We start from the raw sequence: 17,616 nt of genomic DNA on the forward strand, positions 1-17,616 counted from the left end.
CTTATACCTCCCTGAATTTTGCCTTCAAATTCGGGGAGGGGGGCCGCCGCGTCCCTTGCGCGGTGGTGGTGGGGTTTCTTGCTTTCTTAAAGGATTGGGTAGTGCTGATTGCAGTTGTCGCTCGCTTCATCCGGCAGATAGAGCCTTCCGGCAAATTCAATAGGGCGCCAGGTCGAGGGCTTGAACTCGACCTTTAAATCTTCAAACTTCTGGCCTTCCTCAGCACAGGCTGCATGATTGGCAACTACGGTCCAGCGCCCTTGCTGTACCATCAGCAGGGTAGCCAAACGCCAGGTGCTGACATCCTTACGCACTTCTCGATCGAGAATCACCACGTCGTCGCTGCCGTCGTGATCTATGTCGGCGACCATGGCCATGCAGGCTTTCGGATTGTGGCTCGTAAAACAAGGCGGCAGACCCTGATATGCCGGTTTCATCCCTGTTTCACGCATTGGGGGCTCGGTCGCCCAGGGCAGGACGAGGGTGCGATCGGCGAGGGCGGTTGCCAGGGGGGCAGGGAGTGGCTTTGAAAACGGCGGCCGCGCGATATGTGTGAGGAGCGGTGCCATGGTGCGCGCCTGATCAAGGTTGCCAGCAGGAGACGGAATTGTATTCTCCCGAACCATGCAATCGCTATCGAAGAAATTGACAGCGTGGCCGTTTATCCACAACGTATCCAGGGGCTGGTCGGAAAAGATGATTTGTCCGTCTCCAGCGGTTACCTGTTCGTTCGGACAGAGGCGGAAGCGCGCAATACTTTCCCACCCGCTGCCCTTTGATTGAAAGATAGCCAGCTTGTGCCCGACGGCCGGTTTGATGTATTCCTCCCATTTGCCGATGGTCTGAACGTCAACAATAATCTCAGCTTGGCTATCGCTGGTCAGGTCTGCCATGTGCAGTACGCATTCTCCCGTAGCGGAGGTTTTTGGCGGCAGAAGACAGGGAAGGCGGTAACGCCATTTCTGCCAAAAGCTTTCCGGAATTTGCTGACCGGGTAACAAGTCCTGTAGCAGAGTCTTGCCATCGAGCGGCATTCGCAACTCATTAAACTGGGTTTCTTTCTTCTGTATGACCTCCCAAAAAAGATGTCCGCCGCCGATTCTGGATACATGGCCCGCTTCAAGCCATTGATCCTGAACAGCTACGGAAGCCTGGCGAATTTTATCTGTAGCGCCGTGTATTTCCAGATCTTGTAAGGCATCCAGTCCGGCTTTTCCGGAACGCAGTTTCAGATACCCCCAGTCAGCACGATTGAGAGGAATCAGACGCAGATTAATTCCCAGAACTTCTGCTGGTACGCAGATGGCCGCAATGCGTGCTCTCGGTACATAGTTGGCTAGAACGCCGTAGCCAACACTTAAGACAACAATTACAGCCAGTCCCCGAAGCATCCATTTCATATTATATCCCCCCGATTTTGCAGTATATTACCACAGGCTGATTACGACACCAGATGCGTATTAATTCACACCGAAGCCTCGCAATCGTAACCGCAGCACCTACATAAGCTCCAGCATTAGGAGCGCCGCATGATACCCTTTTCCATCCTTGACCTGTCGCAAATTTCCGATGGCAGCAGCATCAGCGATGCCCTGGCCAATTCGGCGAAAATGGCGCAGGCTGCGGAGGCGGAGGGCTATCATCGCTACTGGCTGGCCGAACACCACGGCATGCCCGGCATCGCTTCGGCGGCCACCGCCATCGTCATCGCCCATGTTGGGGCGGCGACCAAGACCATCCGCATTGGCTCCGGCGGCATCATGCTGCCCAACCATTCGCCGCTGGTGATCGCCGAACAGTTCGGCACGCTCGAAGCGCTCAATCCCGGCCGCGTCGATCTCGGCATCGGCCGCGCGCCGGGCACCGACATGATGACGGCGCGCGCCTTGCGCCGGAACATGGATGCCGGTGTCGAGAGTTTTCCAAACGATATCTTAGAGTTGCAGCATCTTCTTGGCGAACCGGAGGAAGGCCAGCGCATTCTGGCCGTTCCGGGCGCCAATAGCCATGTGCCGATCTGGCTGCTCGGTTCCTCCCTCTACAGCGCGCAACTGGCGGCGCAACTGGGCCTACCCTATGCCTTCGCCTCGCACTTCGCGCCGGAGCTGCTGTTCGATGCGCTCCAGCTCTATCGCCAGCATTTCCGGCCATCGGCGGTGCTCAACAAGCCGCACACCATGGTCGGCGTGATGGGCGTGGCGGCGGATAGCGATGCCGAGGCGGAATATCTCTATACCTCGATGCAGCAGTCCTTCGCCAACCTGCGCCGCAATGTGCGTGTGCCATTCCCGCGCCCCAGCTATGACGCCGTGGCCGATCTCAAGCCGGAAGAAGCGGCCATGATCGACCATATGCTGCGCTATGCCATGGTCGGCTCACTGGCCACGATCGAGAAGCGTCTGGGCAGCTTCCTGGAGCAGACGCAGGCGGATGAACTGATCATCTCCATGCCGATCCACGATATCGCTGCTCGCCTGAAATCGGTCGAGCTTTTCGCCGGCCTGCCGATGATGCGAAAGGCTTAGTCTGAGCCCTTCGCTCGAATGTCGCCAATTTCTCCGCGATACGTGTTGCCAATAGTCAAGTTGTCAAAAGACGGTCTGGCCACCCCAATCTGGCCAATTTTGAATGCAGCGGCGGTTTCATCGGACACATATCTTTCCGCCAATAAACGCCACCGGTTCTCCCTAATATAAATAGTAATATGACGGTTTTCGAGAAGTGCGAATTCATCAACACCGTCATGGTTTAAGTCAATCAATGCTGAGTAACATTTAATGCCACTGGAAGCGCAGTCAGGAAGTCTTTCATTATCGGAAAAAGATTGTGTTAGAAAATCGGCGGGTGGTGTTGTGCCCTTTGGGTAACTGACGATGAACTGTTTGGGATCGGGTGTGCGAGTTTCCAGAATGTCGCCTTCAAGAGGGGAATAACGATCCGTGTCCTTGAGTGCGAGGGCTTTGGCGGCTGCATTTTTGACAGTGGTATTGCCGCTCATGCTCAGACGCTTCAGTTCTTCCAACCCGTAGGTGCCGGTCTCGAAGCGCAGCACGCGCCAGTCGAATTTATCAGGTGTTACTTTTCCACTATCGACACGTGCGGCCTGTGAGGATGCGCTGAGGCGGTAAGGATCGGCAATCGGTGTCAGGACGCATAAACAGATCAGCGCCACGACAAAGGCCAAAGCAATATTGACTGGCGCCAGCAAGGCCAGCCAGTCTTTCGGCATAACGGCCGCCACAGCATATCCCACGCCGTAAAGCATTGCGATGGTGACTCCAACCAGCGCCAGGGTGCGTTCCGGTGTCAGGCCATACTGGTCGATCCGCAGCCACAGCGACCAGGCTGCCAATCCGGCGAAAACCAGCAACAACCCGCAAGCGATGAGCGCAGACCAGCGCAGCACGATATGCACCGACCGCTCTTCATTGCCCTGCTGATAAGCCGCATTGACCAGCAGGACCAGCGCCACGCAACCCGCCAGCAGGGAAGCCGTCGCGGCCTTGGTCTTCCATAACGGTTCCAGTCCGCTGAAACATAACGAGACGGCGAACAAAAGCCCGATCACGGTGATCACCGGCAGCAGCCATGACAGCACGCCCAGCACCAGGGCGCGGAAATTATGCATCAGCTTCGGCTGGACATCGCCGAGATTGACCGAGGCGGCGATGGCCAAACCCGTCACCGGCCACGCAAAATAGGCGTTCATCAGCAAATCCTTGAACCAGTGGAAGCCGATAAAGCCGAGCAGGCCCGCACCGAGAAACAGAATGGCCCAGAACAGGATCGTGAAGAGACCGCTCAAGACCAGTTGCACACCGCGCTTCCACGCTTCGTCGAAATAGAGGGCGTAGGGCGCGATCGGTTTTCCGGCCTGGTCGGCGCTGGAGACCAGTTCGTGGCTGATGAACAGGAACGGATAGATCAGGAAGGACAGGTTGAGAAAGAACGGATTGAAGTTGGCATCGAGGCTATGGGCGGCGCGGTTCCAGGCGATCAGGGCGATCAGGCCCAGCGCAATCACGCTCCAGATAGCGAGGCTGAGCCGCTTCATGGCGCCGGCGCCAGCCCAGATGATAAAGGCGCCCAAGATCAATGTGCTGGTCAGGACCTGCGCCCACAGCGGGATTTGTTTGCCTTCGAGGGCATCGAAACTCTTGATCAGCCAGGCAATGCCCAAGCCGAAAATCAGCCCGACCGCCAGACGGATAATCAGGGTTTCATTGGCTTTCAATGATTGAGTGTTCATCGCATTTCCCCCGTTTTCTTTTGAAGATAACATAAACCATGGTCGCAAACTATATAGCGAAGGGAAAGCCTCCCTCCTGTAACATATTGCAGCTATAACGGGTTGCCTCGATTGGTCTTACTGTTTATAGATTGTACCAGTCGGTTTGGGGAAATGTATGACTAATATTAAATTGAAGATCGTCCGCAGTTGTAATGTTGGTTTCATAGTCGCATTGGCGACTGCTTTTTCGCCTTTGTGCTCATATGCCCAGTCTGGCGGCGTAAGCGTAAATTATGAAGCCAAAGGTAACCTGGCGATTACGCATAAGCTTGCTTGCATGAGTTTAAGCGATATGAAGACGGACTATACGCCTGCGGACATATATCCTGCGTTTGCCGATTGCGTTTCGAAAGAACGTTATGACGATGCGACACAGCTTTTCATGTTGGCAGGTGCCTATGCAAAGTTTGATACTCTGCGCGTAACTGATCAGACGGCACACGAAGCTTCGACGGTTCTTGTCATTGAATCTCTTGCGAATATCGATGAGGCGAAGAAATTGGCATGGAGCGAAAACATCAGCCGTTTTGCAGAGGGGGATGAAAAACAGCATGCAGAGATTTGCGCACATATCCAACATGTAGGTGCTCCGACCTATTATCCCGGATATATGATTCAACATGGCATGAACGCGTTTTCACCTGCCCCTCCGGCACCATTGGTTGAGTCTTTCAATGCCAGCAAAGCGTGGGAAACAACACTAACTGCTTATTTGCAATGCGCAGCCTAAACCACTGAGTCGCTATATCCTGCCCATGGTGGTCTGGGCGTTGTAAATCTGCTGAATCGGCGCGTTGTCCGGATCGAGCGGCACCATCCGCCAGTTGTCGCCGTCCGCTTCGAAGCGCACCGGCGCGGCATTCGGGCTGGAATACATGTCGTTCAGGAACTTGCGCGTCACGGCGCGGAAGGGAATGCCGTGGAAGACGAACAGGCACTTGCCGCCAGCCGCCCGGTATTCGTTGATACAGGCATAGACGCGGCCGATCACCTCCGGCAAGGGCTCGGCATCCCACGGATAGTGCTTGCCGTCGACATCGGCCTGCGGGTTCATGTGTTCGCGCATGTCTTCGCGCTGCTGGTGGACCTCATCGATGGTCATGCCCTCGAACAGACCGAAATTACGCTCGATCAGCCGGTCATCTATCACCGGTTCAATACCTGCGGATGCACCGACGATCCGCGCCGTTTCCAGAGCACGGGAGAGAGGGCTTGCGATGATTTTCGTTATACCTTCACCGGCCAGTATCCGTGCCGCCACATTGGCCTGCGCCCGGCCGGTTTCGTTCAGTGGGATATCGGTCGAGCCCTGGAGGCGCATCTGCACGTTCCAGTCGGTCTGGCCATGGCGAAGGACGTAGAAGGTCATTACAGTTTTGCTTTAATCTGGGCGGCCAGGTCATTCAATTCGTTGAAATCTGCCATTTCGCCGCTGCCATGACGCCGCGGCGGGCTGTCTGCCCAGACGGGCATGATATGGAAGTGGATATGGAAAACCGTCTGGCCCGCTGGCTCGCCGTTGAACTGCATCAGGCGGATGCCATCGGGCGCCAGGGCATCACGGACGGCGCGGCCGATCTTCTGAGTGTGGGCAATCAGGTTTTGCAGATCATCCGGTGCTATATCGAACAGGTTGCACGCCTTCACCTTGGGAATGACCAGGGTATGCCCCTTCGATTGCGGGAAGGCGTCCATAAAGCTCAAAATCCGCGCATCCTCATAGACCTTGGCCGATGGGATTTCGCCGCTCAGGATCTTGGCGAAGATGTTTTTCGGATCGTATTGCATCTGGAGGCTCATGGCTGACCTGTGATTTGTACCGATTCCGAGCTTAAAGGACTATGATAACAAGGTGAAGAGGGGTAATACCCCAACCATGTTGAATATCGTTCTCGTCATGCTGGGCGGTGCCTTTGGGGCGGCCTGCCGTTATCTGCTGGGTCGCGCCTCCGCCGGTTGGTGGACCGGTGAGGGCTGGCCGCTCAACCAGTGGCCGGTCAGTACGTTTCTGGCCAATATCATCGGCGGCCTGCTGATGGGGCTCCTGATGGGGCTTTTGCTGGGACCGCTCAAGGGCATGTTCGATACCGAACGCGCCCGCCTGCTGCTGGGTGTCGGCGTTCTTGGCGGCTTCACCACCTTCTCCTCGTTTTCGCTGGAAACGGTACAGATGCTGGAGCGCCGCGCCTATGGCCTGGCCGCGAGCTATGTCTCGCTGTCGGTCATCCTGTCCATCGCCGCCGTGATGGCCGGCCTGTTCCTGATACGGAAGTTCTCATGAGTAAAGACGTCAAGACCCTCTACATTACCGATGGCGAGGACGGCATCCGCGTCGACCGCTTCTTCAAACGCCGGTGGCCGCATATCAACCATGTACAGCTCAACAAGCTGCTGCGTTCCGGCCAGGTGCGCGTCGATGGCGGTCGGGTGAAGGCCGATACGCGCCTCGCCACCGGCCAGACCATCCGCGTCCCGCCGCTGCCGGAGGCGCCCGATGTCGACCAGCAAAAGCGCGAGCGCGCCATGCTGTCGCCACAGGAAATCCGCTTCGCTCATTCGCTGGTGCTCTATGAAGATGAGGACGTCATTGCCCTCAACAAGCCCTCTGGCCTGGCCGTGCAGGGCGGCACCAAGACTAAGAACCATATCGACCGCCTGCTGTCGGCCTGGGGCGAGGGGCTGGAACGTCCGCGCCTGGTCCACCGCCTCGACCGCGATACCTCCGGCGTGTTGCTGCTGGGCAAGAGCCCGCAGGCCGCTGCGCGCCTGTCCGGTGCCTTCGCGAAGCGCCGTGCCAACAAGACCTACTGGGCGCTGGTCGTCGGCAATCCCAAGCCGGAAGATGGCTATATCGATACGCCGCTGGTCAAGAAGGGCTTTCATGACCGCGAGATCGTTCAGCCGGCCGAACCGAACGAGCCGGGCGCTGAGGTGGCCGAGACGGAATATGTCACCATTTCCCGCGCCGGTCCGCGCGTCGCCTGGATGGCCCTGCGTCCGCATACCGGCCGTACCCACCAGTTGCGCGCCCATATGCAGGCCATCGGCCATTCGATCCTCGGCGATCCGAAATACGGAAGCGAGGAGAGCCAGTCGCTGTCGGCCGGCCTGCAACTGCAACTGCATCACCGTCGTATCGAGCTGCCGCACCCGACCAATGGTACGCTGATCGTCGAGGCGCCGCTCGATCCGGTCATCCAGGCCGGTTTCGACCGCTTCGGCTTCGATGAGCACGAGGCCGAGACCGATCCGTTTGCCAAGCAGAAAAAGAAGAAAAGATGAGCTTGCGTCTCGCCGTATTCGATGTTGACGGCACATTGATCGATAGCCGCTCAAGCATCTTCCGGGCAGCGGTCGAGGCTGCCCATGCGAGCAATATTGATCCGCCGACCTATGACCAAGTGCGCGCCATTGTCGGTGTGTCGCTGTTCGACGCCCTGGCGATGATGCGTCCCGATCTCGATAACGAAACCATCGCCGCCTATACGCATGAATTCCAGCAGGCATTCCTGCGCTTCCACGCCGATCCGGATTTCAGCGAAGACCTCTATCTCGACGCCGAGGAGACCCTGCGCGCGCTGAAGGCCGAGGGCTGGCTGATCGGCATGGCCACCGGCAATTCGCGCCGCGGTGTCACCCGGACCGTGGCCAAGCACGGCTGGGACGATCTGTTCGATGTCACCTTCTGCGCCGATGACGGCCCTTCCAAGCCGCACCCGCATATGCTTCAGCGCAATCTCGATGCCCTCGGCGTAGCGACGCACGAAGCGGTGATGATCGGCGACGCCAGCCATGATATGAAGATGGCCCGCAGCGCCTGCGTCCGGGCGGTCGGCGTTTCCTGGGGCTTCCATACGGTCGAGGAACTGCAACTGGCCGGCGCCCACGATATTGTCCATGATTTTACCGAGCTGAAGGCGCTGCTGAATGACTTCAATCCGGAAGTTCTGCCTGAAGCAAAACGCGCAAGTTACTGATATGACCTACAAAGCTGAAGCGCCCGACAAGAAATCCGACAGCCTGGGCTTCCGCCCCAAACGTTTCTGGGGTGGCACAGCCACCTCTGAAGTTAAGGATGGGTTCGCCGTCACCCTCGATGGCCGGCCGGTCAAGACGCCCAAGGGCAATGTCATGGTCCTGCCCAATGCCGCCCTGGCATCGCTGGTAGAGGCCGAGTGGGCGTCGGTGGGCGAATACGTCGATTACGAAGCCATGCCGCTGACTCGCCTGGGCTTTGCCAGCGTCGACCGCATGGGCGAGGTGCTGGACGAGACCCTGGCCGAGGTGACGCGCTATTCCGAAACCGACCTGTTGTGCTATCCGTCTGAATATCCGGCCGCCTTGCAGGCGCGCGAAGCTGAAGCCTGGATGCCGGTGCTGGTCTGGGCCGATGCGGCGCTCGATCTCCAGTTCCACCAGAACCAGAGCATCATCCACCAGCCTCAGCCGAAGGAAACCATCCGGCGGATTCAATCATTGATCGCCAATGCCACGTCTTACGAGCAGGCAGGGATCATGCTGGCCATACCACTGCTGGGTTCGGTGGTGCTGGCCATTGCCCTGTGGCGCGGACATCTGACCGGCGATGCGGCGTATCAATCCTCACGCATCGGCGAGGATTTTCAGTCGGAGACCTGGGGCGCCGATGCCGAAGCCGCCAAACGCGCCGCTGGTATGAAGGCGCAGGCCCAAAGCCTCGATATCTGGTTCAGGGCACTGGTCTAATTCTCCTCCCCTGCGAAGCAGGGGGAGGTGGCGCGGCTTGTCCGCGACGGAGGGGGCTCTTCAGATCAATCCGGCCTGTTTTCGCTTTTTATCCAACTGGCCCGTCAGCCACAGAAAGAACATGTGGTAATCGCCAGCGAAGGACCACAGCGGATATTTGAAGGTGGCCGGACGATTGTGCTCGATAAAGAAATGCCCGATCCAGGCGGAAGCGTAGCCCGCCACCAGTCCGGCCGGAATCCATAGCGGATTGCGCGTGGCAATCGTCAGGATCAGGGCGAGGATGCCGAAGGTCGAGCCGAGATAATGCACGGCGCGTGTCGCCGGCTTGCTGTGCTCGCTCAGGTAAAAGTCGAAGAAGGCGGAATAGGTTTTGTAACGCTCGGCCATTGGTTTCGTTCCTTTGACGCATAATAGCACATCAGCCACCTTTCTTGAACGGCGAAGCCTCTTCCACCAGAAACAGCATTTGTTCCGCTACGGCCTCGCGTTCACGCACCAAATAGGCTTCCACCGGCGCGCGCAGGCGCTTGTCGCGGATATAGTGCGCCGAATAGACCGGGTTGGGCAGGTAACCGCGCGACAACTTGTGTTCGCCTTGCGTGCCGGCCTCGACGCGCTTCAGCCCCCGCGCAATGGCGAAATCGATGGCCTGATAGTAACAGACCTCGAAATGCAGGAAGGGCACATCGACCAGCGCGCCCCATTGCCGGCCATAGAGCGTATCCCCGCCGATAAAGTTGATCGCTCCCGCCACGGCTTCAGAGCCTTCATAGGCAAAGACCAGCGCCATCTGGTCCCGCATGGTCTCGCGGATACGGCTGAAGAACGCCCGCGTCAGATAGGGGCGGCCGGTACCCCATTTGCGGTCATAGGTATTCTCGATAAAGCCGTAGAGCTGGTCGAGATGAGCCTCGGTAATCTCAGCGCCGACGATCCATTTCAGATCAACAATTGACTGCACGTCACGCCGCTCACGCCGGATGACCTTGCGACGATTGGAGGATAGGGCGGCCAGGAAGTCATCGAAGGATTTATAGCCCGCATTGTCCCACCAGAATTGCTGGTCCCGACGTTGCAGCAGGCCCATCTCGCCCATCAACTGCCATTCGTCCTCGCGCGGGAATGTGATATGCAGCGAGGACAGCTTGTTACTGTCGCACAGCGAAATCGCCGCCTGCGCCAGGGCCTGCCGCACCTGTGGATCGGGCGAGAGCAGGCGGGCGCCCGTCACCGGCGTGAAGGGAATGGCGGCCTGCAATTTGGGATAATAGCTGCCACCGGCCTGTTCATAGGCCTGCGCCCAGGACTGGTCGAAGACATATTCGCCCATCGAATGGTATTTGACATAGAGCGGCATCACGCCCTGGATGACGCCGGTGTCGTCGCTCAGGCTTAAATGTACCGGCTGCCACCCGCTGGCCTGATTTACACAGCCCGTGATCTCAAGCGCTTCGAGATAAGCGAAGGATGTGAAAGGGTTATCGTCGTCCCTTAAAGCATTCCATGCACTTTCGCCGATCTCTGCGATACGGTTGTGAACTTTAAGCGTGAGGGCGGTCATGACGGCTATATGGGCATCCCTTGTAAAATAGCCATCACGCGCAACCTAACGGCGGTCCATCACCTCGATAAAGGCGTCGATCTCGACGGCGAAGCCGAGCGGAATCTTGTACATGCCGACCGCCGAGCGGGCGTGCTTGCCGGCGTCACCAAGCGCCGCCACCATCAGGTCGGAACAGCCATTGATGACCTGCGGGATATTGTAGAATTCCGGCCCGGCCTGGACGAAGGCATTGAGCTTGATCACCCGCACGACATTGTCGAGGTCGCCGCCGGCGGCCGCCTTCATCTGGGCCAGGAGGTTGATGGCGCACAGGCGGGCCGCTTCCACGCCCTGTTCCACCGTCACATCGACGCCGACCGTGCCCTTGATGCCGCCATTGGCGTCATTGGAGAGCTGGCCGGAGATGTGGACGTGATTCCCGGTGCGGACGAACGGCACGTAGTTGGCGACGGGCGCGGTGGGGACGGGCAGGGTAAGCCCTAAAGCGCGCAGACGGTCTTCACATTTCGACATGAGGGAAAATCCTGAAATTATAACGGGTTTGCGCCTGATGGTGGCACTGGCTGGCCACCGTTATAGCCGATTTGCAATCGCTTCGGCCACCCCCATCTTTACCTTTTGTTACCTTCCCCTTCACCGGAGCTTAAGAGAGTCCGTGTAGGTTGACGCTAGCAAAAGCCGGGCACGCACAGCGACCGATTCGGCGGGAATACGTGATGGGTACGGGGTCAGAGAGCTGACATGTTTGAAGGTTTGGGTATGAATCAAAAGAAAGTTCTCATCGTTGAGGACAACGAACTCAACATGAAACTGTTTCACGACCTGCTCGACGCGCAGGGCTACGAAACCTTCCAGACGGGCGAGGGCCTGTCCGCGCTTACGCTTGCCCGCCAGCATCGCCCGGACCTGATTCTGATGGATATCCAGTTGCCGGAAATTTCCGGTCTGGAAGTCACCAAATGGCTGAAGGAAGACGACGAGCTGTCGCATATTCCGGTAGTGGCGGTGACCGCCTTCGCCATGAAGGGCGACGAGGAACGCATCCGTGAAGGCGGTTGCGAAGCCTATATTTCCAAGCCGATTTCCGTCACCCATTTCCTTGATACGGTTCGCCGTTACCTGGGCTAGGGGGCGCCGATGACCGCCCGCGTTCTGATCGTTGACGATATCGCCGCCAATGTGCGTCTGCTCCAGGCCAAGCTGGAGGCCGAGTATTACGAGACCCTGACGGCGCCCAACGGCCGCATCGCCATTGAAATGGCGATCGAAGACCAGCCGGATATCATCCTGCTCGATGTCATGATGCCGGAAATCGACGGCTATGAGGTCTGCCGCCAGCTTAAAGAACATGCTGAAACCCGCCATATCCCCATCATCCTGATCACGGCGCTCGATGGCCGCGAGGATCGCCTGTCCGGGCTTGAGGCGGGGGCGGACGATTTCCTGACCAAGCCGGTCGATGACGTGGTGCTGATGGCGCGTTTGCGGGCCCTGGTGCGCCTGAAACAGATGGTCGATGACCTGCGCGCGCGGGAATCGTCCTCACGCCGTGCCGGCCTGACCGATCAGGCGGTGTATGACCGGCAGATTTCGGCCACCGGCAATGTGCTGATCCTCGATGACAATGCGCGTCAGGCCGAGCGCCTGATGATGCAACTGGGCGAAGACCACCGCTGCGCCTACGAAACCGATCCCGAAAAGGCGCTGAAGATTGCGGCCGGCCGCGTCGATCTCGTTGTCCTCAACCTGACGGCCAAGGCGTTCGATGCCCTGCGCTGGGTGGCGCACCTGCGCACCCATGAGGCCACGCGCCAGCGGCCAGTGTTGGCCATCATCAATGCCGATGAGCGAAAAGTCATGCTCAAGGCGCTGGAACTGGGCGTTAATGACGTGGTGCCGCGCCCGGTCGATATGTTGGAACTGCGCGCCCGCGCCCGCACTCAGATCAAACGCAAGCGCTATGGTGATTTCCTGCGCAATACGCTGGATCGCTCGCTGGAACTGGCGATCACCGATCCGCTCACCCACCTCAACAACCGCCGTTTCCTCGATCACCATCTCAACCTCGCCATGGCGCGCCATAATCGCGGCGCGGCCGAGGACGTGGTGTCGGTGCTGATGCTCGATATCGACCACTTCAAGCGCGTCAACGACACCTATGGCCATGATGCCGGCGATGAGGTGATCCGCGAATTCGCCCGCCGTCTCAGCCTCAATGTCCGCGCTATCGATATGCCGTGCCGGTTTGGTGGCGAGGAATTTGTTGTGCTGATGCCGGGCACGGACCAGGCCGATGCCCTGCATATCGCTGAACGCGTCCGCTCGCAGGTGGCCGATACGCCGTTTGCTCTGGCGGATGGCCACCTGCTTGATGTCACGGTATCAGTCGGCGTCGCCACCTCGCGCGGCGTGGGGGATTCGCCCGAAAGCCTGCTCAAGCGGGCGGATGAGGGGGTCTACGAGGCCAAGCAGTCCGGCCGTAACCGCGTGATTGTCAGGGCAGCGGCTTAACTTTTAGAGATAGTGACGGGGCTAAGGTCTGCGCCTGACTATTACGCAGACGGTGCCCAAGACCCTGGGCGCGGTCAGCATTACCCTCTGGTGCCCCTTGTGGGGTGTCCTTCCCCCCGTCGAGGCTAGTGTAGCTACAACACTTAAGTTTGGCAATTGGACTGCAATTCTCAAACCCCAGACGCAAAAAAGCCGCGCCGAGTATAGGGGGAACTCTGGGCGCGGCTTCCTTAAAAGCCCTCCGGCGGGGGGATGCCGAAGGACAAACGTTCAGAGGCTTAGATTACTTAATCTTGCCTTCTTTGAATTCGACGTGCTTGCGCACGACCGGATCGTACTTTTTCAGCACCATCTTTTCGGTCTTCGTGCGGGCGTTCTTCTTCGTCACGTAGAAGAAGCCGGTGTCCGCCGTCGAGTTCAGGCGGATCTTGATGGAGGCTGGCTTTGCCATGACTTAAAGTCCTTAAGGTTCGGGTGCGGACCAAAAACATCTGTCATGGAACGCAAATAAACGAGAGGGGCGGAAAATACTCACAGAACGTCATAAGTCAATGGACAAATGAAGCTAACAGGCGTTTTTTCGCAGTCAGACCGGCATAGACGCATTTTTGCCGTGAAGGTCAAGCTATCTGCGCGCATCTTTGCTGTTTTCGGGACAAATCCATGAAACGACTTCTCGCCGCCGGTCTTGTTATCTCCGGACTGATTCTGGCTATGCCGGCTTTCGCCGCCGACAAGCCGACCGGCTATCAGTCCCCAGTGCCCCTCAGCCTGAGCGCGGCGGCGGGCGAGAGCAATACGGCGAAGTCCGATCCGCTGACCGATGTCACCCGTGTCGATCTGGTCGTGCGCCTGAAATGCGCCGATGACAATTGCGCCACGGCGGCGTTCGGCCTCTCCATCGATGACGAGGCGGGGGAGGCAGCGGCCCTGACCTTTACCGCCACCGAGGACGGCAAGCTTCAGGCCGGGGTCACCAAGGTTGGCGGCACGGGCGAGGAGGCGGTGCAGGGCTATAAGATGTCGCCCAAGCCGGGTGATGATTTCGACCTGCGTATCCACTGGACCAACGGCAATCGCGTCACCTTCGATCTTTATGGTAAGAACCCGGTCACCGGACTGGAAGCCATGGAGAGTCACGACATACAGCTTGATGCCGGCATCAAACAGCTCTCCATGCGCGCGTCGGGCGGTGATCTGACCCTGGAAAAGCAGAGCTATACGTTCCGGTAAAACGACTCTCTGCGAAGCGGAAATGGTCCACTCCACTCTCCGGCGATAGCGGTAGCGTGTGATGATCCTGAACATCTGTGTAATCTGTGGATCAAAAAACGGACTACCACGCGCGCTCCGACGACCGCAGGAAGGGTATCCACAGATGACACAGATGTTCTTTCCGGTCTCATGCTACCGCTATCGCCGGAGACGAGTTTCAGGCGAGAGAAGATATATCCGCAGATTACGCAGATTGCGCAGATTTTTCAGTGTCTTAAGGTGTAACCTATGGAACTGCGCGAGGCGCCTTCGGCGTAAGGAATCCGGCCAGTTGCATGTGAAGCACTGAAAAATCTGCGCAATCTGCGTAATCTGCGGATAGCCCTACCGATTCTTCTTTTTCTTCATGTTCTTGACGCCATGCTTCGGGCCGCCGGACTTCATCGTTTTGTCGCGGAAGCCGGCCTTCTGAGGGCCTTTCCCGCGCGTCTGATAGCCTGGTCCCCGGCCACGCACGCCCAGGCGCGGTTTCGGCGCATTTGGATCGGCCGCTTCCGGTTCGCTCAGCATTTTGAAAACCAGCCCACCGGTAATCGGCATGGCCTCGATCAGTTCCACCTCGATCTGCCGGCCCAGGCGCCAGCGTTCGCCACTGCGCTCGCCGATCAGGGCGTGCTGCACATCGTCATGGACGAAATAGTCGTTACCCAGAGATGACACGGGGATGATCCCGTCGGCGCCAGTATCGGTCAGTTTCACGAACAGGCCAAAGCGCGTCACCCCGACGATACGGCCGGCGAAGGTGGCGCCTACCTTGTCATGCAGGAAGGCGGCCACATAGCGCTCTATGGCCTCGCGCTCGGCCTGCATGGAGCGGCGCTCGGTGGCGGTGATGTGCTCGGCGGTATCGGAGAGGGTCTTGATCTCGTAGTCGGTCATGCCGTCATCGCCCAGTTTCAGCGCTCGGATCAGGCCGCGATGCACGATCAGGTCGGCATAGCGGCGGATCGGCGAGGTGAAGTGGGCGTAGTTGTCGAGATTGAGCCCGAAGTGGCCGTAGTTTTCCGGCGAATAGTGCGCCTGCATCTGGGTGCGCAGAACGACCTCGTTGATGATCTCGGCGTGCGGTCCGTCCTTCTGGCTGTCGAGTAGGGCGTTGAAGCGCTCCGTGCGTGGCGGCTCGCCCTTGTTCCAGGGCAGACCGATAGTTTGCAGGAAATCGGCCAGGTTGCCGACCTTTTCCAGCGAAGGCGTTTCGTGGACGCGGTAGACCAGCGGCGTTTTGTGTTTTTGCAGTTCCTCGGCCGCCGAAACATTGGCCTGGATCATCATTTCCTCGATCAACTGCATGGCGTCGAGCGAGACGCGCTGTTCGATGGAAATGACATTGCCGTCGGCGTCGAGCTTTACACGGCGCTCCGGCGAGGTGATGTGCAGGGGCTGGCGGATATTGCGACCGCGCGTCAGGCAGGCATGGGCGGCCCACAATGGCTTCAACAGGGCATCCAGGATCGGCCCGGTCTTGTCGTCCGGATTGCCGTCGATGGCGGCCTGCGCCTGTTCATAGGAAAGCTTGGCGGCCGAACGCATCAGGCCGCGCAAGAACTTGTGGCTGATCTTCTTGCCGGCGGCATTGAAGACCATGCGCACGGCAAGCGTGGCGCGGTTCTCGCCTTCCTGTAGCGAGCACAGGCCAGAAGAGAGGACGTGCGGCAGCATGGGCTCGACGCGGTCGGGGAAATAGGTCGAATTGCCCTTGTCGCGGGCATCGCGGTCGAGCGACGAACCGGAGGTGACGTAGGAGGCGACGTCGGCAATGGCCACCCAGACGACATGACCGTCCGGATTGGCGGGATCGTCGTCGGCGTGGGCATAAACGGCGTCGTCATGGTCCTTGGCATCCACGGGGTCAATGGTGACAAAGGGCAGGTCGCGCAGGTCGGTGCGCTTGCCAAGCGTCGGCGGTTCGGCGGTTTTCGCCTCGTCCTCGGTGATGGACTGGAAGCCGATGGGCAGGCCGTGGCTGTGGATGGCCATGACCGAGGCGATTTTCGGACTATCCTCCTTGCCGATGACCTCCAGCACGCGCGCGGGCTTCGGGCCATATTTGTGGACGCCGCCGACCGGCGCGGCGATCACCACGTCGCCATCTTCCAGCGTGTCGAGATTGCCGCCGGTCAGGGTGAAGCTAGACTTTTCCTTGCGATTGACCGATTCTAGGCGGTATTCCTTTGGCCCCTTGCGTGACCGGCCGATGCGCACCACCCCGACCAGCTTGGGCGCGCCCTGGTCGAGCACCTTGATCAGGTGGGCCACCCAGCCATCCGAGGTCTGCTCGAAGCGGACATAGATGCGGTCGCCCATGGCCGGCGGCGTCTGGGCGGCCGACGGCTTAAGGGGCGCCAGTCGGGCCAGCGGTGACGGGTTCTTGGGGTCAGTCTTGCCCCAGCGTACCCACAGTTCGCCATCGATATCGCGCTCGACCACTTCGCAGACGCCGGTATCGGGCAGGGCGCCCAGGGCACCGAACGATTTGCGGCCGCTTTTGTGCAGGCGGCCTTCCTCGCTGAGTGCCTTCAGGCGCTGCCGCAGGGCCCGCCGATCATCGCCCTTGAGACCGAACTGTTTGGCCAGATCGCCGACATTGATCTCAGTTGAAGCTGCCAGGGCGTCAAGCAGGGTCTGGTCGTCAGGCAGGCCCTTGGAGGGCCGGAATACGACAGGTTTTTGCGGATGAGGGGCTTTGGCGGCGCGTGGAATGCGGGGGAGCTTTGTCATTGCCTCTAATGTAAGCGAGACTCAAACGGGACACCATCCCCCGTAAAAGATTTAACTATAGGCCGGCGGCGGCTGGTCGGGCGGCAACTGCATCAGGGTGAACCAGTACTGTTCGATGCGTGTTACGATATCGTCATAGGTGTCGGCATCCAGCGGCTTGGTGATGTAACCATTGGCATGATGGTCGTAGCTGTCGGTAATATCCATGTCGGCGCTGGAACTCGACAGCACGATCACGGGGATACGCTTGAACGACGGATCTTCTTTGACGGTTTGCAGGAAATCCTGGCCGTGCATGTGCGGCAGGTTGAGGTCGAGCAGGATCAGGTCGGGCCGGGCGGCCTCGGCGTGTTCGCCTTCGCGGCGCAGGATACTCAGACCCTTTTCGCCGGTCTCCGCCACCAGGATGTCGCTGGCCAGGTTGGCGCGTTTGAAGGCCCGCCGGGTGAGCACGGCATCACCGCGGTTATCCTCGACAAGCAATACCTGTGCAGTGCGCGCCCTGTCTGCGATCCGGCTCATGCGACTC

The 17,616-nt window shown here is 59.0% G+C and carries 19 protein-coding genes; 9 read left to right on the plus strand and 10 right to left on the minus strand.

All coding sequences use genetic code 11. The annotated features are described in order from the left end of the window. Positions 1–86: 86 nt before the first annotated feature. Positions 87–1,400, minus strand: coding sequence for a hypothetical protein (locus BLO49_RS10350; RefSeq protein ID WP_090647976.1), 1,314 nt, complete (start codon positions 1,398–1,400; stop codon positions 87–89). Between the two features lie 129 nt (positions 1,401–1,529). Here BLO49_RS10350 and BLO49_RS10355 point away from each other — a divergent pair, with 129 nt between their 5' ends. Beyond that, positions 1,530–2,525, plus strand: coding sequence for an LLM class flavin-dependent oxidoreductase (locus tag BLO49_RS10355; protein ID WP_090647979.1), 996 nt, complete (start codon positions 1,530–1,532; stop codon positions 2,523–2,525). Here the strand turns inward: BLO49_RS10355 and BLO49_RS10360 are convergent. Then, complete coding sequence (locus tag BLO49_RS10360; RefSeq protein ID WP_245678977.1) at positions 2,522–4,297, minus strand: DUF4153 domain-containing protein; 1,776 nt, start codon at positions 4,295–4,297, stop codon at positions 2,522–2,524. The genes BLO49_RS10355 and BLO49_RS10360 overlap by 4 nt on opposite strands. 109 nt (positions 4,298–4,406) lie before the next feature. Here BLO49_RS10360 and BLO49_RS10365 point away from each other — a divergent pair, with 109 nt between their 5' ends. Beyond that, positions 4,407–5,021 (plus strand): hypothetical protein, encoded by a 615-nt coding sequence (locus BLO49_RS10365; protein ID WP_139159666.1) that lies wholly within the window; start codon positions 4,407–4,409, stop codon positions 5,019–5,021. Between the two features lie 12 nt (positions 5,022–5,033). Here BLO49_RS10365 and BLO49_RS10370 read toward each other — a convergent pair whose 3' ends face one another. Beyond that, a complete protein-coding gene (locus BLO49_RS10370) occupies positions 5,034–5,660 on the minus strand; it encodes a histidine phosphatase family protein (RefSeq protein WP_090647987.1) in 627 nt (208 codons plus the stop codon). Beyond that, entirely contained in the window at positions 5,660–6,091 is a 432-nt protein-coding gene (locus tag BLO49_RS10375; protein WP_090647990.1) for an HIT family protein, read from the minus strand. The genes BLO49_RS10370 and BLO49_RS10375 overlap by 1 nt, the downstream gene beginning before the upstream one ends. A gap of 76 nt (positions 6,092–6,167) precedes the next feature. Here BLO49_RS10375 and BLO49_RS10380 point away from each other — a divergent pair, with 76 nt between their 5' ends. The 4 genes from BLO49_RS10380 to BLO49_RS10395 are packed head-to-tail and all read left to right on the plus strand — an operon-like array spanning position 6,168 to position 9,016. Continuing rightward, the gene (locus tag BLO49_RS10380; RefSeq protein ID WP_090647992.1) at positions 6,168–6,572 is read left to right on the plus strand and encodes a fluoride efflux transporter FluC; all 405 of its coding nucleotides are present in this window, start codon (positions 6,168–6,170) and stop codon (positions 6,570–6,572) included. Then, entirely contained in the window at positions 6,569–7,573 is a 1,005-nt protein-coding gene (locus tag BLO49_RS10385) for an RluA family pseudouridine synthase (protein WP_090647995.1), read from the plus strand. The genes BLO49_RS10380 and BLO49_RS10385 overlap by 4 nt, the downstream gene beginning before the upstream one ends. Then, on the plus strand, positions 7,570–8,268 hold the full coding sequence (locus BLO49_RS10390; protein WP_090647998.1) for an HAD-IA family hydrolase: 699 nt from the start codon (positions 7,570–7,572) through the stop codon (positions 8,266–8,268). The genes BLO49_RS10385 and BLO49_RS10390 overlap by 4 nt, the downstream gene beginning before the upstream one ends. A 1-nt stretch (position 8,269) precedes the next feature. Further along, positions 8,270–9,016 (plus strand): ATP12 family protein, encoded by a 747-nt coding sequence (locus BLO49_RS10395; protein ID WP_090648000.1) that lies wholly within the window; start codon positions 8,270–8,272, stop codon positions 9,014–9,016. A gap of 60 nt (positions 9,017–9,076) precedes the next feature. On the opposite strand, the gene BLO49_RS10400 is transcribed toward BLO49_RS10395, so the two are convergent. The 3 genes from BLO49_RS10400 to BLO49_RS10410 are packed head-to-tail and all read right to left on the minus strand — an operon-like array spanning position 9,077 to position 11,096. After that, positions 9,077–9,406: an Mpo1-like protein gene (locus BLO49_RS10400; protein WP_090648003.1), complete on the minus strand. Its 330-nt coding sequence runs from the start codon at positions 9,404–9,406 to the stop codon at positions 9,077–9,079. Positions 9,407–9,437: 31 nt separating this feature from the next. Further along, positions 9,438–10,580, minus strand: a complete 1,143-nt coding sequence (locus BLO49_RS10405) for a GNAT family N-acetyltransferase (protein ID WP_170828294.1) — start codon at positions 10,578–10,580, stop codon at positions 9,438–9,440. A gap of 45 nt (positions 10,581–10,625) precedes the next feature. Beyond that, positions 10,626–11,096: a RidA family protein gene (locus BLO49_RS10410; RefSeq protein WP_090648008.1), complete on the minus strand. Its 471-nt coding sequence runs from the start codon at positions 11,094–11,096 to the stop codon at positions 10,626–10,628. Between the two features lie 246 nt (positions 11,097–11,342). Between BLO49_RS10410 and BLO49_RS10415 the strand changes: the two genes are divergently transcribed. Together BLO49_RS10415 and BLO49_RS10420 are read left to right on the plus strand one after the other, a co-directional pair. Next, complete coding sequence (locus BLO49_RS10415; protein WP_090648316.1) at positions 11,343–11,711, plus strand: response regulator; 369 nt, start codon at positions 11,343–11,345, stop codon at positions 11,709–11,711. A 9-nt stretch (positions 11,712–11,720) separates the two neighbouring features. Then, the gene (locus tag BLO49_RS10420) at positions 11,721–13,094 is read left to right on the plus strand and encodes a PleD family two-component system response regulator (RefSeq protein WP_090648010.1); all 1,374 of its coding nucleotides are present in this window, start codon (positions 11,721–11,723) and stop codon (positions 13,092–13,094) included. Between the two features lie 283 nt (positions 13,095–13,377). Here BLO49_RS10420 and rpmG read toward each other — a convergent pair whose 3' ends face one another. After that, positions 13,378–13,545: a 50S ribosomal protein L33 gene (gene rpmG / locus BLO49_RS10425; RefSeq protein WP_018079812.1), complete on the minus strand. Its 168-nt coding sequence runs from the start codon at positions 13,543–13,545 to the stop codon at positions 13,378–13,380. 212 nt (positions 13,546–13,757) lie between these two features. Here rpmG and BLO49_RS10430 point away from each other — a divergent pair, with 212 nt between their 5' ends. Then, a complete protein-coding gene (locus BLO49_RS10430; protein WP_090648013.1) occupies positions 13,758–14,327 on the plus strand; it encodes a hypothetical protein in 570 nt (189 codons plus the stop codon). Between the two features lie 366 nt (positions 14,328–14,693). On the opposite strand, the gene rnr is transcribed toward BLO49_RS10430, so the two are convergent. Together rnr and BLO49_RS10440 are read right to left on the minus strand one after the other, a co-directional pair. After that, positions 14,694–17,087, minus strand: a complete 2,394-nt coding sequence (gene rnr / locus BLO49_RS10435) for a ribonuclease R (protein WP_090648015.1) — start codon at positions 17,085–17,087, stop codon at positions 14,694–14,696. 51 nt (positions 17,088–17,138) lie between these two features. Next, complete coding sequence (locus BLO49_RS10440; RefSeq protein ID WP_090648017.1) at positions 17,139–17,609, minus strand: response regulator; 471 nt, start codon at positions 17,607–17,609, stop codon at positions 17,139–17,141. Positions 17,610–17,616 lie beyond the last annotated feature (7 nt).

The sequence above is a fragment of the Asticcacaulis taihuensis genome, assembly GCF_900100255.1.
Lineage (GTDB): Bacteria > Pseudomonadota > Alphaproteobacteria > Caulobacterales > Caulobacteraceae > Asticcacaulis > Asticcacaulis taihuensis.

Excerpts from the sequence above, each read along its gene's own strand:
- BLO49_RS10405 (WP_170828294.1), bottom strand. The coding sequence starts at position 10,580 with ATGACCGCCCTCACGCTTAAAGTTCACAACCGTATCGCAGAGATCGGC.
- BLO49_RS10410 (WP_090648008.1), bottom strand. The coding sequence starts at position 11,096 with ATGTCGAAATGTGAAGACCGTCTGCGCGCTTTAGGGCTTACCCTGCCC.
- BLO49_RS10370 (WP_090647987.1), bottom strand. The coding sequence starts at position 5,660 with ATGACCTTCTACGTCCTTCGCCATGGCCAGACCGACTGGAACGTGCAG.
- rnr (WP_090648015.1), bottom strand. The coding sequence starts at position 17,087 with ATGACAAAGCTCCCCCGCATTCCACGCGCCGCCAAAGCCCCTCATCCG.
- BLO49_RS10390 (WP_090647998.1), top strand. The coding sequence starts at position 7,570 with ATGAGCTTGCGTCTCGCCGTATTCGATGTTGACGGCACATTGATCGAT.
- BLO49_RS10365 (WP_139159666.1), top strand. The coding sequence starts at position 4,407 with ATGACTAATATTAAATTGAAGATCGTCCGCAGTTGTAATGTTGGTTTC.
- BLO49_RS10400 (WP_090648003.1), bottom strand. The coding sequence starts at position 9,406 with ATGGCCGAGCGTTACAAAACCTATTCCGCCTTCTTCGACTTTTACCTG.
- BLO49_RS10395 (WP_090648000.1), top strand. The coding sequence starts at position 8,270 with ATGACCTACAAAGCTGAAGCGCCCGACAAGAAATCCGACAGCCTGGGC.
- BLO49_RS10375 (WP_090647990.1), bottom strand. The coding sequence starts at position 6,091 with ATGAGCCTCCAGATGCAATACGATCCGAAAAACATCTTCGCCAAGATC.
- BLO49_RS10440 (WP_090648017.1), bottom strand. The coding sequence starts at position 17,609 with ATGAGCCGGATCGCAGACAGGGCGCGCACTGCACAGGTATTGCTTGTC.
- BLO49_RS10420 (WP_090648010.1), top strand. The coding sequence starts at position 11,721 with ATGACCGCCCGCGTTCTGATCGTTGACGATATCGCCGCCAATGTGCGT.
- BLO49_RS10350 (WP_090647976.1), bottom strand. The coding sequence starts at position 1,400 with ATGAAATGGATGCTTCGGGGACTGGCTGTAATTGTTGTCTTAAGTGTT.
- BLO49_RS10380 (WP_090647992.1), top strand. The coding sequence starts at position 6,168 with ATGTTGAATATCGTTCTCGTCATGCTGGGCGGTGCCTTTGGGGCGGCC.
- BLO49_RS10430 (WP_090648013.1), top strand. The coding sequence starts at position 13,758 with ATGAAACGACTTCTCGCCGCCGGTCTTGTTATCTCCGGACTGATTCTG.
- rpmG (WP_018079812.1), bottom strand. The coding sequence starts at position 13,545 with ATGGCAAAGCCAGCCTCCATCAAGATCCGCCTGAACTCGACGGCGGAC.
- BLO49_RS10415 (WP_090648316.1), top strand. The coding sequence starts at position 11,343 with ATGAATCAAAAGAAAGTTCTCATCGTTGAGGACAACGAACTCAACATG.
- BLO49_RS10385 (WP_090647995.1), top strand. The coding sequence starts at position 6,569 with ATGAGTAAAGACGTCAAGACCCTCTACATTACCGATGGCGAGGACGGC.
- BLO49_RS10355 (WP_090647979.1), top strand. The coding sequence starts at position 1,530 with ATGATACCCTTTTCCATCCTTGACCTGTCGCAAATTTCCGATGGCAGC.